This is a genomic window from Paenibacillus ferrarius (assembly GCF_002027705.1).
GTDB lineage: Bacteria > Bacillota > Bacilli > Paenibacillales > NBRC-103111 > Paenibacillus_E > Paenibacillus_E ferrarius.
In genome coordinates, this window is record NZ_MBTG01000061.1 from 1 (window position 1) to 14,031 (window position 14,031).

The window sequence follows — 14,031 nt, forward strand, 5'->3', positions numbered from 1 at the left end:
ATCACCTTGGATAAAAATCCAGCATATCCACCAGCCATACAAGAATTAATAACTGAGAAATCCTTACCAAAAGAAACCTTGATTAGACAGAAAAAGTATCTAAACAACATTGTGGAGCAAGATCACCGGTTCATAAAAAAAATCACAAAACCAATGCTTGGGTTCAAATCGTTTCTTACAGCGGATCAGACGTTAAAGGGAATTGAGGCTTTACATATGATAAGGAAAGGGCAGGCCGATGATAATTCGACTGTCCTCACTGCTGTTGAATGGCTAAATAAGATATTTGATTTAGTGGCATAGACAAACTATACTTTGTCGGGTAACTGCGAACTTTTTTAAATCCTTGCACCAGAACCGTTTTTCCATATATTGTTCAATGCTTTTATGAGTCAGATCCTTACCTTCTATAAACAATTTTCGAATCTTTTCCGATTTTACTACTTGGCTAAATGCCATGATTAATGCTTTGCTTGTTGCATTGTTTTCAATATTATCATACAAATGGGCAATTTCTAATGCGTGTAAAGGACGTACATGTCCCAAAAAACCATTAAAAAAACCTTGATGAACAAATTCCACTTTATCGGGAACTGGAATGATAGGTGGTTTATTGATTAATTCCTTATCCATTAATATATCGTTGATTTGTCCCATCAAAGCCATGGTGGAATCCATACAATAAATAAAAAACTCCTTTACATCCTTCCTATAAACAAGTGGTACGGCTACGTTATAAATACTCATTCCTGCTTTACATACATATTTCAAGTAATGAACATAGTATACATCTTCAAACAAACGAAGAGCACCAAGGTTAACGTCTTCTTCTGAAAAACCGTTAGGAATTGGGTAGTTTTCTTTCTTTAAAATGTCTTTCGTTGTTTTAACGAACTCTACGGTTAATTTTAATGCATTCTCTAATAAAGTTTTGATCACTTCATCTACAACGTGTTGAAAGTAGTAGCTTAATATACATTTTGACATGCTGTTTCCCATGTATGTTGCCCAAAGTTTACCCATTTCTGCTGATGTTAGTTTTTCACTGATATTCGATTTAGTTGAACCAAGCTGAATGGAATTAATTATTTCCATGATAAAAACTCCCTAATTAAATTTTTGATTAGTATTTTCCTCCATTCAAAATCGTATTCCGAACGCAATATTGAATTCTTCAGACTGAGTTCCTTACAATGGATCCAAGTTTTTGGTTATCAAAAAAATCTTCACTTAAATCTACATACATTTCTTTTCTTGTCAGCAGAAACTATAGAATAATATCTGAATAAAAGGCGGGAGCAAGTATGAAGTTTAAAGAAATAATAAAAGATTCATTTATTGTAGTAGGTTATAGTGTGGTTACCTGTGCAATAAGTGGATACAAGTTTAACCCGTTAATGGGCAATTAACTGAACAATGTTCTTGTAATCTATAGTTGCTACATTATCACATTCCAATGAAAGACGCCCTTGCTCTTCTAAAAGGACGTCTAAAACATTAGCGAAGAAATCGTCATAACTTTATGCATGCTGAATCTAAGCTATAAGGGATGCCTCTGGTAAAAGGTTATGCCTTCTGGCTTGGTTTCTTGCGTATGCTTGTGAGTTCAAAAGCCTCTTTGGGAATACCCAGCTCTTGAGCCTTCTTCTTTTTAATCACCATGGCTTGTTTTAAGCTAGTGGCTTGAAATTCAACCGTGGTGCCAAGCGGATCCTCAAATGCATAGTAGCTTTTTTTATTGGACATTAATTTAGCGCCTCCTCGTCTTATTCTCCAATGATTTGCCTTGGCAATGTTGTCTAAAAAAACCTCGCTTGAACAAAAGGCACAAGACACCTACCGTAATCGCCACAAGCAAAAAATCCGGTAGCTTATCCAATTTTCAGGCCCTTCAGGAGCTGTATCGCTTGCGTTGACGCTGGATGCAGCAAGTATGCCGACACACACACACACCATCGAGCTCGTTGAAGTCACATTTGAGCGTTAAGTAGCTGAGTCCAGGGAAGTTACCAGAAATAGTGACGCCCAGCTTGTCCAGCTCTTGATGTGCTCAATCGCTTGCTCGAATCTGTCGCCTCTTTTGCCTGGTCAGGGGTGTTAAAGTAGGCTTCTTTCAAACATTAGAATCTCCTTTTAAAATGGTTTCGACGCATATGTCAAATCCCCCCAATAGTGTGTGTCTCATATTGGAAAACTATTCGTGAACGAACTCCAGTAACATCCTGCCAGTTTGCAGAGAAAAACTTGAATCAGAACTTTACAACGAGCAGCCCCCATCGAGTTATGTCAACTGGTTTATTGAACTCCTAACGTTATCCGTTAATGAATTTGTTTTCTCTTTACTATTTCGAAGATCCCTTTAATCAATACTGCTTTTAGAATATAAAGCGGAAATGAATAAATGTATTTCCAATGAAGTATTTTGTACAGTCCAATCCATACACTAATCGGTTCACATAGTAATACGAAAACTGTTGCCATAAGTGTATTTGCAATTAGATATGAACGCCATCTTGTAAAATACTGAAATAGTAGCATATGCAAAACAGGCAGTATTCCCAAATCAAAAGCTGAAGACTCTGGTATTATCCGAGTTAGTTTATGCGGGTATAACCAAAGATTTAATTCATAACCTATATGGTCTAAAAGAAAAATGAGATAACTAATGGATACGCCAAATAAAACGATATCTTTAAGCCTTTTTTTATCAGCTAGTCTCCACCATACAACCCATGGAATTATTAAAAGAGCAAGAAGCAGCCACCACTGTAGTGTGAACAAATCATAGTGCAGCCAGTATTGCTCCCTGAGTTTCGTCAATTCCTTATGAAGCTGTGCTATATCATCAAGCAATTCATCCTTGTTTAGCACCTAATCCACCCTTAATCCAGTATCATAAAAGGTTAGTTTATCCATCCAGGACCCAAAAAAAACTCATTGGTTTGGCGGAGACTAACCGTCCACTTCGTAAACAACCGAACGTGACGTTCGGGCCCATTAAAAGGCTTTATTTCAAAGATAACAGCCTTATTATTTGTTCGAATACAAATAATAAATCTTTGATTAGTTTTTTATGTGGATAAAAAAAGTGAGCAGGATCCCACGGGGATCCGAGCTCACTTTTTTATCTTTAAGCATTAACAGTCTCAGGTCTTTTAATTTGTAGTGGCGGAGGAATAAGCCAACCTTTTTCTTTACTCATCTCAAGTATTTTTAATCCTAAGGCTGCTTTAGTTATATGGTACTTCGCGAAAAGAGCGCCAATATCTACTCTAATAGCTTGTCCCATAGCTTGACTACAAGCAACTAGTCCTAGTGAAGCATCTGCTGCAATTTTGGCTGAAATCTCAGGATCTGTAAATCTTGCTCCAACTGGGATGTCTTCAAGTTTAACTGACGGTCTTTCAGGCAGCATAGGAATAGGTGGAATTCCGTTATCAACAAGAATCTTATCCAGCTCTTTAATTTCCAGCTTTGCTTGATCAATAAGATCGTCTAGAACTTTTTTAAGTTCTTTGTCACCTGAGTGATTTAAATAAGCTTGATAGCAAGATACAGCCCCTTTTGCTACTGTGGAAGCTTGCCATACACTAAAGATTTCGCCGTAGTGCAGAGGTTCATCCTTTGGATTTCCACTTAAAATTCCCATTTTCTTATATCTCCTCAAATAATAATTTTTAACTTTACTATTATGTCTGAATGCCACTTTGATAATTCATGGATCCTTAAATTGAACTAAGCAGGGTTAGCTTATCTTTCTCCAACGTTATTTCTTGATCTCATTCCAGCTAGGCCAATCAGACCGATCAATCCAAGCCAACCCCAGTTTGATGCTTTGGATCCTGAATCTGCGGTGTCATAAGCGCGGATAGAAGTAGAATTATTTGAGTAACCAGTGCCGTAATTTGCTTGGTTCAGCTTAGTATTGGGAGAAGCAGAAGGTGAGCTACTTGTTACTGTACTTGTGCCATAAGCACCGTAATTATTCACATTACTATTTGTATTTATACTTGTTGTACCTGACGAAGAATTCATTCCAATCCCTGTATTTTCATGTGCTCCAACTGTTCCAAAACTTAATGCTGATGTTAAAAAAATTGCTAATGCAAGAGTTTGAACCTTTTTCATACTAACCAATCTCCTCTCAACGCTTTATTTGGTATCGCTAGTTAGGATGTTCAAAATAGGCGTTTTTTATTGGGGGAGTTAGTGGAATTGTTCGTAAACTCAATTTACCTTTGAGAAAGGTTAAACCTGATGAGAGTTGTATTTCTCTGTACATTGGTACAGAGGAATTTGCCCATTTAGAAATGATTGCAACGATGGTTTATAAGCTTACTAGGGATGTCACAATTGTGAAGAGGACTTCCCAATTTATAATGCTTGTATGCTGTGCAACTCCAATAGTCCGATTGCCTTTAAAGTCACCCTATTAATAGTCATATCCCCCAAATTTAAACATATAACTTGAGTATTGAAATAAAAGGGGGACTATAAATATGACCCAACAAGTATTGTTCGAACATCGGTTTTGGCTTCAAATTTTGGGAGACCACTCCCGGTTTATATATAACGCTTTAACGCCAAAAGAGACGAAAGATATTCAATTAGCCAACCATTTTATTACTGAATTCGATCAACTGCTCAATCAAGCACGACTTCCTGATGCTTGCAATGCTTTAGACCAATTAAATAATCAAGCCTATGAATTAACCTTACACCTACAAAAATTTAAACTCAATATATTAGATCGTTTATTAATTAGGCATATTCAAATTGGCCTTTCACCTACTTTTATTAATCATATGCTTAATGAACTAGAGGAATATCTGCGAATTCTTCTAGCACTTTTGGCAGGAAAAGGGGTTCCTTTCTTTGCTGCACTGCACCATGATTTGCTTTGGCTTCCTGATGCAGGTGGTCATGCAGCATCTATTGCAAGTGATCTGGATGCCGTAGAGAAAAGACTAATTAAGAAAAGTGAGCTTTTTGAGCAGCACTTTAATGAATTTTATTTGAAAGCCATTGAATTATCAGGATATACGCGCACAATGAGAATGAACTTCCCTGCTTTAGCTAAATTTCATACCGATGTCAATATGGAAATGTCTATCTTCATGGCATTTTTGACTGAGCTTGAAACTATTGATTTAAGTGCAGAATTGCTTAGCCGATTAAACCCACTTGTACCAGATCATATGTATCGGGAAGAATGCTATTACTTATTGAAACTTGCTCAAACGGGTGCCATCACAGCTCCCGATTGCGATCCGACTAAACCGAGAATTAATGTATAGTAAATATGAAAATAGCCCAAGGAATTAGCGGTTATTTTTTGTTTAGAATTGATTTCTGCTATTGAGAATATTACTTATCTATTATTTCATCTAACCGGTATATCCCCATTCGGTATTCCCATACTATGAGTTTTATGTGATTACCGTTAGGGGATAAATAAATTAGGTTTGTATTCCTATCAAACCTTCCACCCTTCTGAAGTTCATTCAGACTTCAAATTACGAAAGAAATAGCTTCATACATTGGCCGCTTGTTCAAATGACTCCGATAAAGCATAATTTCTTTTGATTTCCACGAAAGTAGGTCTTCTAAGGAAGAATTTGGCAATGTAAGAGTACTCAGCTTATTACGATCAAATGGAGTCCTACCTATGTGATCGCGTGCAAGCGTTAAGTGTGGGTGAAAATTACGCTCCTCAGGAGAAAAGCCAAACAGCGTAAGTGCGTAGGTTACCTGTTTCTGTAAGTTGTGAAGCCCCTTTACGTCACCGCCGACACCGGCCCACAGCACAGAAGGCTGGACCGCTCGCCCGAAAAAGCCGAGGGATTCCACACGAAGAGAGAGAGGACTAGATACTGTTGTTAATTCCTGCAGAACTTGATCAATGAGAAGGACTTTTTCTGACGGTGTATTCCCAAGAAACTGCAGCTTAATATATAGATCCTCATGATGAACCCATTTACGAAAAAACAGATGTGGCTTGATTTGTTCATGGCGAAAACATGCTTAATGCCGAGCGGGAGCGGTACAGCAACAAATAAACGCACTAAATTGACTGGATCCATAACTAGTAAACCAATACTGTGCCTGTATTATTGTAACTAGTCATGTGTTTGTTATCTTTTACATTGTTACCTGGCGAAGGAGAATACCATGTACTAATCGTATTACTTCTACTACCAGTTCCGGATGCAACAACAATCGTACCATTAATACCTGATATGCTATTTATTATTGTCGAATTAATTCCTAGACTGGGAAAGCCTTCATGAAAATTGAATGTCAATGTTAAAACAATAGCTATTGTAACCGTAATAATCTTTTTCATGAGTGTCTCCTTATTAACAAGATTTGAATTATGCCCAGATGTTTGAAAGGAAATCTTTCTCGGCAATTTCCTCACCATTTTAAAAATACCATACAAATACCTAATCTGTGTTCCGAGAACTTTTTTACTTTGATGTCTTTTCTTCTTGACTTGGTTTAATAGCGAATAAAGCAAGTACCGCTGCTACCACACAAGTACTAGATATACTATAGAACATGATTTGTGGTGATAATTTAACTAGAATTGAAGCCAGTGGGGGACCGATAGCAACACCGATAAACCTCATGGAGCTGTAAAGGGAAGTTATGGTGCCACGCGCTGCTTTATCAATTCCTTCCGTTATTAAGGAATCTAAGCAGGGGAGAGTGACTCCGATTCCAATACCAGCTAAACTAATTAGAGCAATCAACCAGTATAGGGATTGAATGAAGCCACAAACAACAAGAGAGGCTGTAAGAATCGCTATTCCCAAAAAAGTGATCCACTTCATTAATTTTTTATTTTGACCAATTTTCTTTCCTGTAAGGAATGATGCGAGGCACAGCATAGCCGAAGGGATAGCAATCACACATCCTTTCCAAATCCCTTCAATATGATATTTACCCTCGAGTGTGTCTGATAAATAAAACAGTGTACTAAAAATAACAAACATACAAATGCAACCAATGGCAAAAATAGCAGACAACCAGCGGCCATTATTACCAAATATCATCTTTAGGTTTTGAAGAAAGTGTCTAAACGTTATCTTTTCTTCTTTCACATCCTTTTTCTTGGGAGATTTAACTAGAAAAGCAACTAATACAGTAGATACCAAACATAGTGCAGGGATGGTCAGAAAGGGGAGAAACCATACCACGAAAGCCAGTATCGAACCCAAAATTGGACTCAGCACTTTACCAAGGGTATTGGCTGTTTCTACAATTCCCAGGCTTTTACTAACTTCACTTTCATTTTTGTAAATGTCACCGACAAGTGGAAGTACAATGGGAAATGCTCCGGCCGCTCCTACTCCTTGCAACGCTCGACCTAGCATAATGACCATATAGGAATGTTCCAGCCACCATGCCCCTAAACCGGAAACCAATCCACCAATGCCAGTAATTAGCAAACTGGGGACAATAATGATCTTCCTGCCAAAGCGGTCCGACAAATACCCAGCAATCGGTATAAGTAGGATAGCAACTGCAGAGTAAACAGTTATTAATAAACTCACTTGGAAAGAAGTTATCTGTAATTTGTTACGAATCGAAGGTAAAACGGGAATAAGCATGGAATTTCCTAATGTCATAATTAATGGAATAGAAGCAATTGAAAGTAGACTCCATTTATTTGTATTCAAAATCCTGTGCCTTGCCATAAGGGATACACGTTATCACCTCTTGTATTAATTTCTACAATTATTATCAAATCAATCCAATGGGGTTTAATATGTTTAAGTAAATTCACGTCAACAATTCTTTTATTGAATCTTGTTATCTACATAACGACCATGGTCGGGGACAGCAATTCTTTTGAAATCAGCCGCCAATAATGATAATCCACTTGTTAGCTCCTCACCAGACATAGGTACGCCATGACCACTTATTGCTACAGTTGGCTGTAAAGCTTCTAGCTTTCTAACGGATTTCTCAGCCGCATGCCAATCGGTTGTAAAGTATACCGGGGGGCCTGTCAGCTGCTTTTTCTGAGTTAAAACTTTGTATAATGAATCCTGTTCAACCGTCACAAAAGCATCACCCACAATAAGTGCCCCATCTTTATCTCGAAATAACGAAACGTGCCCTGGTGTATGGATCCATTGCCATCCTGTCATGCCAGGGATACTTCCATCAGAGGGTAAAGCTCGTATATGACTTCCAAGATTGATGGGTTCATTTGGAAAAAAAGGTGATATCTTTGCTATAAATCCACCTTCAACGGAACCATCAGGTTCCGGATAACTGGCTTGGCCGGTTAAATAGGGTATTTCTAACTCGTGGGCATACACCATTACGTCCCAAGCTTCAACGAGGTCAACAACAGCGCCAACGTGATCAAAGTGACCATGTGTTAAAATAATTGCCTTTGGGATCGATTCTGCGCCAAAACGATCGTTGGCTATTTTTAGAATATGTTTGGCAGATTGCGGCATACCCGTATCAACTAACACCCAGTCTTCAGTAGTGCCAACCAAACTTACATTAACGATCTGATTGGTATAGCAAAATAGATCGCGGCTAACCTCTTCGCCGACATTGCTTCTAACGGAAGTCATCGGTATATAATGATCTGCCAATGTATCTTTCATATCCCCATAATGAGTGTGTTCCATTAGTGTCCCCCTAATCTAAAGTGGCTTTAAATTCTAGATAGTATGTCCAATCTCACTTGATAGTTATAACTGGATGCAGAATAAAATTACTGAAAAGGTGAATGTTTGATTATTTCTTTTGGACACAATACAACAGAGGTGATCCCATGCGTTGTTTGCTTTGCGAGAATGAACAATTGTTAAAAGGAAAAAAAGCGAAATGTTTTATATGTACCATTATCAAGCGGCGAATTTCACCTAAAATTTAATCGTACAAGCAATGGAGGTATTTTTATTGGAGTCAAACAAGGATAAGCTTTCAATAATTGCCCTTGGTGGAGTAAATGAAATTGGCAAGAATATGTACGTCATTCAATACAACGACGATATCGTCATTATCGACTGTGGTTCCAAATTTCCAGATGAAAGCCTGTTGGGAATAGATCTGATTATACCTGATATTTCCTATTTAATTGAAAATAAAGATAAAGTGAGAGGTTTGGTTATTACTCATGGGCACGAGGATCATATTGGTGGTATTCCTTATATTATCAAACAGTTCAATATGCCCATTTATGCTACGCGGCTTACCCTTGGCATTATTCAGGGAAAACTGAAAGAACATGGGCTTCTGGGCACGACTACTCTACATGAGATTGATGCAAATGCTAGCCTTACATTAGGAGCCATTCCCCTAAGCTTCTTTCGAACGAACCACAGCATTCCCGATTGCTTAGGTATCGTCTTTGATACCCCGCAAGGCGTAGTTGTACATACAGGTGATTTCAAGTTTGATTTAACACCGGTAAACGAGCAGTATGCAGATATTCATAAGATGGCAGCTATTGGTCAAAATGGTGTACTTGCTCTACTTTCTGATAGTACGAATGCTGAGCGCCCAGGCTTCACACCCTCTGAACGTTTCGTAGGCGATCATATTGAGGCAGCATTTGCTAAGGCTACAGGAAAAATATTCTTATCAACTTTTGCCTCTAACGTCAACAGGTTACAGCAAGTCATTGCAGCAGCAGAGAAAACGAACCGTAAAATCGCCCTTTTAGGAAGGAGTATGGTCAATGTCGTAGATATAGCCTTATCGCTAGGCTACTTGAGAATGACCCCGGACATGTTAATTGAAGCTCAAGATGTGAATCGGTATTCTCCCAATGAGCTCGTCATCCTCTGTACGGGAAGCCAAGGGGAACCCATGGCTGCATTAGCCCGCTTGGCCAGCGGTACACACCGTCAAGTCGAGGTTTCCCCAGGTGATACAGTAATACTAGCGGCAACGCCAATTCCCGGTAACGAGAGGAACGTAGCGCGTATCGTAGATCATTTATTTGCAAGAGGAGTTAAAGTTATTTACGGCTCCGGATCGGTAACAGGCATGCATGTATCCGGACATGCAAGTCAGGAAGAATTGAAGCTCATGCTGACATTAATGAAGCCCAAATACTTTATTCCTATTCATGGGGAATATCGAATGCTTCATCAGCACCGTTTATTAGCTGAAGCAGTTGGTGTTGATTCTGATAACATCTTCATTATCAATAATGGCGAGGCTGTAGATTTTACTAGCTCGAAAGCTCGTCAAGGTCGTCATGTTCCCAATGGAAATACGTTGGTCGATGGGCTTGGTATTGGAGATGTTGGCCATATTGTTTTACGAGATCGAAAAGTTTTATCAGAAGATGGCATATTGATTTTTGTGCTAACCCTGAGTAAGTCGGATGGCAAAATTGTATCTGGGCCTGATATCATATCCCGTGGATTCGTCTATGTCAAAGAATCCGAGGCATTAATGGAAGAAGTACATCGGATTGCATTAACGACCATCACACAACTACAAGAGGCCAAAACGAGCCAATGGGGGCTCTATAAGCAAGGCCTTAAAGAAGCGGTTGGCAAATATTTATACTTCCAGGCCAAAAGAAGGCCAATGATATTGCCAATTATCATTCAGGTTTAATGTTCGTGAATAAGGGATGGAAAATAGCGTCATAATATAGCTGAAAGTCCATTGGTACAATACGATGACATCAAGTGAGGACATCAAGGCGCACATGGCGCTGGTCAAATTGCCCCGCAACTGAACAATCAAGCAGAAGCTGCAGAGCAAATTCAAGGGAGCAACAAAGTCGATCAAGAAATCAATGCAGCCGTAAATGAAAATAGTTCAGAGCTAGATGAAATATTCAGTAATAGCGACTAGTTGAAGTCCATCAAAGTAAAAGGCTTACTCCTGCTGATCTAGGAGTAAGCCTATAAGTATAAAAGCTTTAAACAAACATATCTTGCAATCCTGGACTATGCTCATTTGGCATGTAAGGTAATTGAGGAACAGGGAAGCCCATCGGTGGCGGGGTAACGGATAGTTGGCCTTTATTTCTACTTGGCGAAGCACCTTGGTAAACCTCAGCAATACGTGTATCATCTAAACGAAAGTTAAACTGAATATTATGATAACCCATCTCTACATATTTTCTGCATTCTGGATACTTATTAATATCGTAATTAGGCACTGGGAACAGTTTCCCCCAATCCACACCTAACGTTTCTAGCTTTAGCAAAAGCATTTTGGTGGGCATTATCTCGAACGATGAGGAACCCAAGTGTCTCCCGGAACGTTTTATTGGAGCTCATCTCATAAATTCTGCTCTTTGGCAGTACTCCTGTAGATTCAAGAACTAAATTATCCAATAAGTCGGCAATCAAATTACCATGCGAATACACCCATGAACCATTCCAAGGGTTCCCGCCTGCGTCGACGGGTAAGGACGCTTGAGCGCCGACAATGAAATGGTGGGGATTTGCATGTTTGACGGCTTCATCAAGAGGTGCGCCATTGATTCCTGCATTCCCTACACCTGTGGAATTAACAGAATCGTTTGGCAATTGATTTATCGTATTTTGAACCAGTTCCACATGGGCAATTTCTTCTAGAAATACGCCTCGGATTAAGTCGCGATATTGAGTAGCTTTGCCTCGAAAATTAGTGTTTGAAAGAAATATTGCATCATGGTTCTCATCTCGCCATAATGTCCGCCAAGGGCTTCTTGTAACACTTTAGCTGCTGGTGTATCTGGTTGGTCGGGAACAACTTGATTAATTAGTTCTTCTTTATAGTAATACATATCTTCACCTCATCCTATATTGTCATCTTTGTTTTCTCCTATAAGTGAATCATTTATACCAATGAGAGAGAGCCAAAAAAGTCCACAAAATGGATAGTGTAGATTGTTTCAAAATGCATATAATATTGATGTTCCTATTAATTAAGATGGGGTGGGCTAAAGTCATGACGAATCAAAAAAAGAGTATTAAATCAGCAAAGCAAAACAACCAAAAACCAAATCAAAACAGTAGTAAAAAAAGTAGCAGCAATAACGGCATTGATGATGCAAATATTAATTCTGGTGGTTAAGGAATAAGTAATCAATAGTAACCTCGTTAAACAGCCTCACTTCAATTGAAGTGAGGTTGTTCTGTATGGCAACTCCTAGCGCCTTATTCGCAATCTGTATTTGTTTGTGAGGAATCGCACAACAAACATACCATGCTTAGCCAATTCGCCAAGCGCTAAAAGCTTCAATTCTAGCTGGACATATGACGCCAGAGCTCGCAAGGTTGATTGAAGAGAAGCTTCAATCAACCTAGATTGACAATGGAATTATGGACGGTTAAATTGGAAGCGTATGATTGCGTTGTTAAAAGAAAATAAACCATTAAACTGAGAAAATATAGTATTAGACTGGGAAAGGCATTAAGCTAACGGGCAGCATAGTGGAACAATGAATATTTTTCCATTACGCGGTTATCCTATCCTAAGCACAAGCATAGGACTAAAAAAGTGCTAGTTCAATGGAGGCGGGAATAATGAAAAAAATATCAATTGTATTGCTGATGTGCTTGCTACTTCTCTTTACTATGGGATTTGTAAAGAAAGGGGAACTTATTTTGACAAGTGTTGAACCAACGGTCATTAAAACTGAACGTATATTACGATACGATTTCAGAATCAAAAATACTGGCTCTCAACGAATTATTAGTACATTCGATTATCCTGGAAATCACCTATTAGGTTTAGAAGTGACTGTAAGACCAAATGATAAACTTGCTTCGTTAATGGTGATGAGTGAAAATACGGGATTTAGAAAAATGCAACTCAGAGGCAGTGGTTCAGCTGGTATTATAGAGCCAGGTAAAGAATCATCTTTTCATGTAGAATTTCAAATTAAGGAAAACGTAGAAGTTGAAAAAGTAAAATCTACTTCACTTGACGGTGTTTTACTTATTCTAGATGGACCAAAGATTATTGCTGAAATACCTTTAACAGATAGCATAAATAAGAACACAAACTAACCTCAGCCAACAATAAAAACACCTCTTGGCTGAGGTGTAGGAGCAGTTTGCCGCGGCAGCTCTTCCTTTTTGTTTATTAAGCTAAAGGGCAGTTGAGCGTGGTACTACTTGAATCTCGAGTGCTTGCAGTCTAATTAGGAAAGGACAGGACGAATACAATCATTCGCGTGTCCTTTCAACGGTTTTGAACTGATTAATAGATTATTTGGATTGCTACGAATCTATGAGTAATTTGCACATTTGTTGGTTTGAATTGATACTTAGGTACTTATTACGAGCTCCAAATCACATCCTCGCATATAGTAAGTCCGAGGGGGTGATGAAACATGGCGCAACCGATAAATATCGGAGCAAATAGCATAGCTAAGATCGGTGATCGTTTTTTTCTGATTGTCGAGGTGGAGGCGATAACAACCGGAGTTGAAATTGATCCAGTATTTGGAGTGCGGACGACCGCACAACAAGCAGCAGCACTCCTTCGTGCAGGTGTAAAGCGTACGACATTTGCAAAAGTAGATCCGAAACCTACTAGCACAACGAAAGTCGAGTTGAAAGGCGTATTGTTTGCCAACGGACGGATTTTCAAGGTATTCGATGTGGAAAACGCGACGAGCGACATTTCCGTCCTAGTTCGGATCAACCTAGCACAGGCGCAAAGGCTTATCCGAAACGGTACCCGTATCATCAAAGTTTACAGAAAACCATTCTAAATCAGCGAAGGGGCTGCGTATACAGCTCCTTTTTTTGTTACTTGGTCATTACGCTAACGGCGAACTATAGTTCAATAGATATCTAAGAAGGCTGCCGACAGCATAGAGTGGCAGCCTTCTCAGCTAATTAGATTGTTAAACTATAATTGAATAATAACGTTCTAAGGAGGATTGTTATGCTATTTCGTGAACTGGGCAAAACGGGGAGTTAGAAGAAATTGAAGCCTTACGTTTCGGAATAGCAAATGGGCTAAAGTTAATTGATACTGCTGAAGAATATGCAAATGGCGGAGCAGAAAAAGTTGTAGGTAAGGCAATACAAG

General features: G+C 38.9%; 15 protein-coding genes and 2 pseudogenes. 7 read left to right on the forward strand and 10 right to left on the reverse strand.

Annotated elements, in window-relative coordinates:
- Positions 1–303 (forward strand): DDE-type integrase/transposase/recombinase (locus BC351_RS37025; RefSeq protein WP_244209306.1); only part of this gene is annotated, 303 nt, incomplete at its 5' end.
- Here BC351_RS37025 and BC351_RS37030 read toward each other — a convergent pair.
- From BC351_RS37030 to BC351_RS37050, 5 genes are all read right to left on the reverse strand, one after another.
- Positions 292–1,095, reverse strand: a complete 804-nt coding sequence (locus BC351_RS37030; RefSeq protein ID WP_079420623.1) for a DUF3231 family protein — start codon at positions 1,093–1,095, stop codon at positions 292–294. The two genes, BC351_RS37025 and BC351_RS37030, sit on opposite strands and share 12 nt — an antisense overlap.
- A gap of 471 nt (positions 1,096–1,566) precedes the next feature.
- Positions 1,567–1,746, reverse strand: coding sequence for a hypothetical protein (locus BC351_RS37035; RefSeq protein ID WP_079420625.1), 180 nt, complete (start codon positions 1,744–1,746; stop codon positions 1,567–1,569).
- Positions 1,747–2,319: 573 nt separating this feature from the next.
- Positions 2,320–2,871: a CBO0543 family protein gene (locus tag BC351_RS37040; RefSeq protein WP_079420627.1), complete on the reverse strand. Its 552-nt coding sequence runs from the start codon at positions 2,869–2,871 to the stop codon at positions 2,320–2,322.
- 259 nt (positions 2,872–3,130) lie between these two features.
- Positions 3,131–3,649: a DUF3231 family protein gene (locus tag BC351_RS37045; protein ID WP_079420629.1), complete on the reverse strand. Its 519-nt coding sequence runs from the start codon at positions 3,647–3,649 to the stop codon at positions 3,131–3,133.
- A gap of 101 nt (positions 3,650–3,750) precedes the next feature.
- Positions 3,751–4,128, reverse strand: a complete 378-nt coding sequence (locus BC351_RS37050; RefSeq protein ID WP_079420632.1) for a WGxxGxxG family protein — start codon at positions 4,126–4,128, stop codon at positions 3,751–3,753.
- A 68-nt stretch (positions 4,129–4,196) separates the two neighbouring features.
- Here BC351_RS37050 and BC351_RS44545 point away from each other — a divergent pair.
- A pseudogene (locus BC351_RS44545) lies at positions 4,197–4,352 on the forward strand (manganese catalase family protein); the annotation flags it as partial.
- A 147-nt stretch (positions 4,353–4,499) separates the two neighbouring features.
- On the forward strand, positions 4,500–5,297 hold the full coding sequence (locus BC351_RS37055) for a DUF2935 domain-containing protein (RefSeq protein ID WP_079420634.1): 798 nt from the start codon (positions 4,500–4,502) through the stop codon (positions 5,295–5,297).
- A 214-nt stretch (positions 5,298–5,511) separates the two neighbouring features.
- On the opposite strand, the gene thpR is transcribed toward BC351_RS37055, so the two are convergent.
- The 4 genes from thpR to BC351_RS37075 form a co-directional block, all read right to left on the reverse strand.
- The gene (gene thpR, locus BC351_RS44550) at positions 5,512–6,003 is read right to left on the reverse strand and encodes an RNA 2',3'-cyclic phosphodiesterase (RefSeq protein ID WP_079420636.1); all 492 of its coding nucleotides are present in this window, start codon (positions 6,001–6,003) and stop codon (positions 5,512–5,514) included.
- Between the two features lie 82 nt (positions 6,004–6,085).
- A complete protein-coding gene (locus BC351_RS37065) occupies positions 6,086–6,346 on the reverse strand; it encodes a hypothetical protein (protein ID WP_079420638.1) in 261 nt (86 codons plus the stop codon).
- A gap of 124 nt (positions 6,347–6,470) precedes the next feature.
- Positions 6,471–7,685: a bacillibactin exporter BcbE gene (gene bcbE / locus BC351_RS37070; RefSeq protein WP_144028652.1), complete on the reverse strand. Its 1,215-nt coding sequence runs from the start codon at positions 7,683–7,685 to the stop codon at positions 6,471–6,473.
- Positions 7,686–7,805: 120 nt separating this feature from the next.
- A complete protein-coding gene (locus tag BC351_RS37075; RefSeq protein WP_079420642.1) occupies positions 7,806–8,657 on the reverse strand; it encodes an MBL fold metallo-hydrolase in 852 nt (283 codons plus the stop codon).
- Positions 8,658–8,931: 274 nt separating this feature from the next.
- On the opposite strand from BC351_RS37075, the gene BC351_RS37080 reads away from it, so the two are divergent.
- Positions 8,932–10,605 (forward strand): ribonuclease J, encoded by a 1,674-nt coding sequence (locus BC351_RS37080; RefSeq protein WP_079420644.1) that lies wholly within the window; start codon positions 8,932–8,934, stop codon positions 10,603–10,605.
- A gap of 310 nt (positions 10,606–10,915) precedes the next feature.
- On the opposite strand, the pseudogene BC351_RS44555 reads toward BC351_RS37080, so the two are convergent.
- Positions 10,916–11,770 (reverse strand): annotated as a pseudogene (locus tag BC351_RS44555) (manganese catalase family protein).
- A gap of 164 nt (positions 11,771–11,934) precedes the next feature.
- Between BC351_RS44555 and BC351_RS44050 the strand changes: the two are divergent.
- The 3 genes from BC351_RS44050 to BC351_RS37105 all read left to right on the forward strand — a co-directional run bounded on the left by BC351_RS44050 (position 11,935) and on the right by BC351_RS37105 (position 13,708).
- Positions 11,935–12,060 (forward strand): hypothetical protein, encoded by a 126-nt coding sequence (locus tag BC351_RS44050; RefSeq protein WP_268240124.1) that lies wholly within the window; start codon positions 11,935–11,937, stop codon positions 12,058–12,060.
- Positions 12,061–12,512: 452 nt separating this feature from the next.
- Positions 12,513–12,998: a hypothetical protein gene (locus BC351_RS37100; RefSeq protein ID WP_079420650.1), complete on the forward strand. Its 486-nt coding sequence runs from the start codon at positions 12,513–12,515 to the stop codon at positions 12,996–12,998.
- A gap of 326 nt (positions 12,999–13,324) precedes the next feature.
- A complete protein-coding gene (locus tag BC351_RS37105) occupies positions 13,325–13,708 on the forward strand; it encodes a hypothetical protein (protein ID WP_079413623.1) in 384 nt (127 codons plus the stop codon).
- Positions 13,709–14,031: the final 323 nt, after the last annotated feature.

Excerpts from the sequence above, each read along its gene's own strand:
- BC351_RS37075 (WP_079420642.1), bottom strand. The coding sequence starts at position 8,657 with ATGGAACACACTCATTATGGGGATATGAAAGATACATTGGCAGATCAT.
- BC351_RS37065 (WP_079420638.1), bottom strand. The coding sequence starts at position 6,346 with ATGAAAAAGATTATTACGGTTACAATAGCTATTGTTTTAACATTGACA.
- BC351_RS37100 (WP_079420650.1), top strand. The coding sequence starts at position 12,513 with ATGAAAAAAATATCAATTGTATTGCTGATGTGCTTGCTACTTCTCTTT.
- BC351_RS44050 (WP_268240124.1), top strand. The coding sequence starts at position 11,935 with ATGACGAATCAAAAAAAGAGTATTAAATCAGCAAAGCAAAACAACCAA.
- BC351_RS37030 (WP_079420623.1), bottom strand. The coding sequence starts at position 1,095 with ATGGAAATAATTAATTCCATTCAGCTTGGTTCAACTAAATCGAATATC.
- BC351_RS37045 (WP_079420629.1), bottom strand. The coding sequence starts at position 3,649 with ATGGGAATTTTAAGTGGAAATCCAAAGGATGAACCTCTGCACTACGGC.
- BC351_RS37055 (WP_079420634.1), top strand. The coding sequence starts at position 4,500 with ATGACCCAACAAGTATTGTTCGAACATCGGTTTTGGCTTCAAATTTTG.
- BC351_RS37105 (WP_079413623.1), top strand. The coding sequence starts at position 13,325 with ATGGCGCAACCGATAAATATCGGAGCAAATAGCATAGCTAAGATCGGT.
- BC351_RS37035 (WP_079420625.1), bottom strand. The coding sequence starts at position 1,746 with ATGTCCAATAAAAAAAGCTACTATGCATTTGAGGATCCGCTTGGCACC.
- BC351_RS37050 (WP_079420632.1), bottom strand. The coding sequence starts at position 4,128 with ATGAAAAAGGTTCAAACTCTTGCATTAGCAATTTTTTTAACATCAGCA.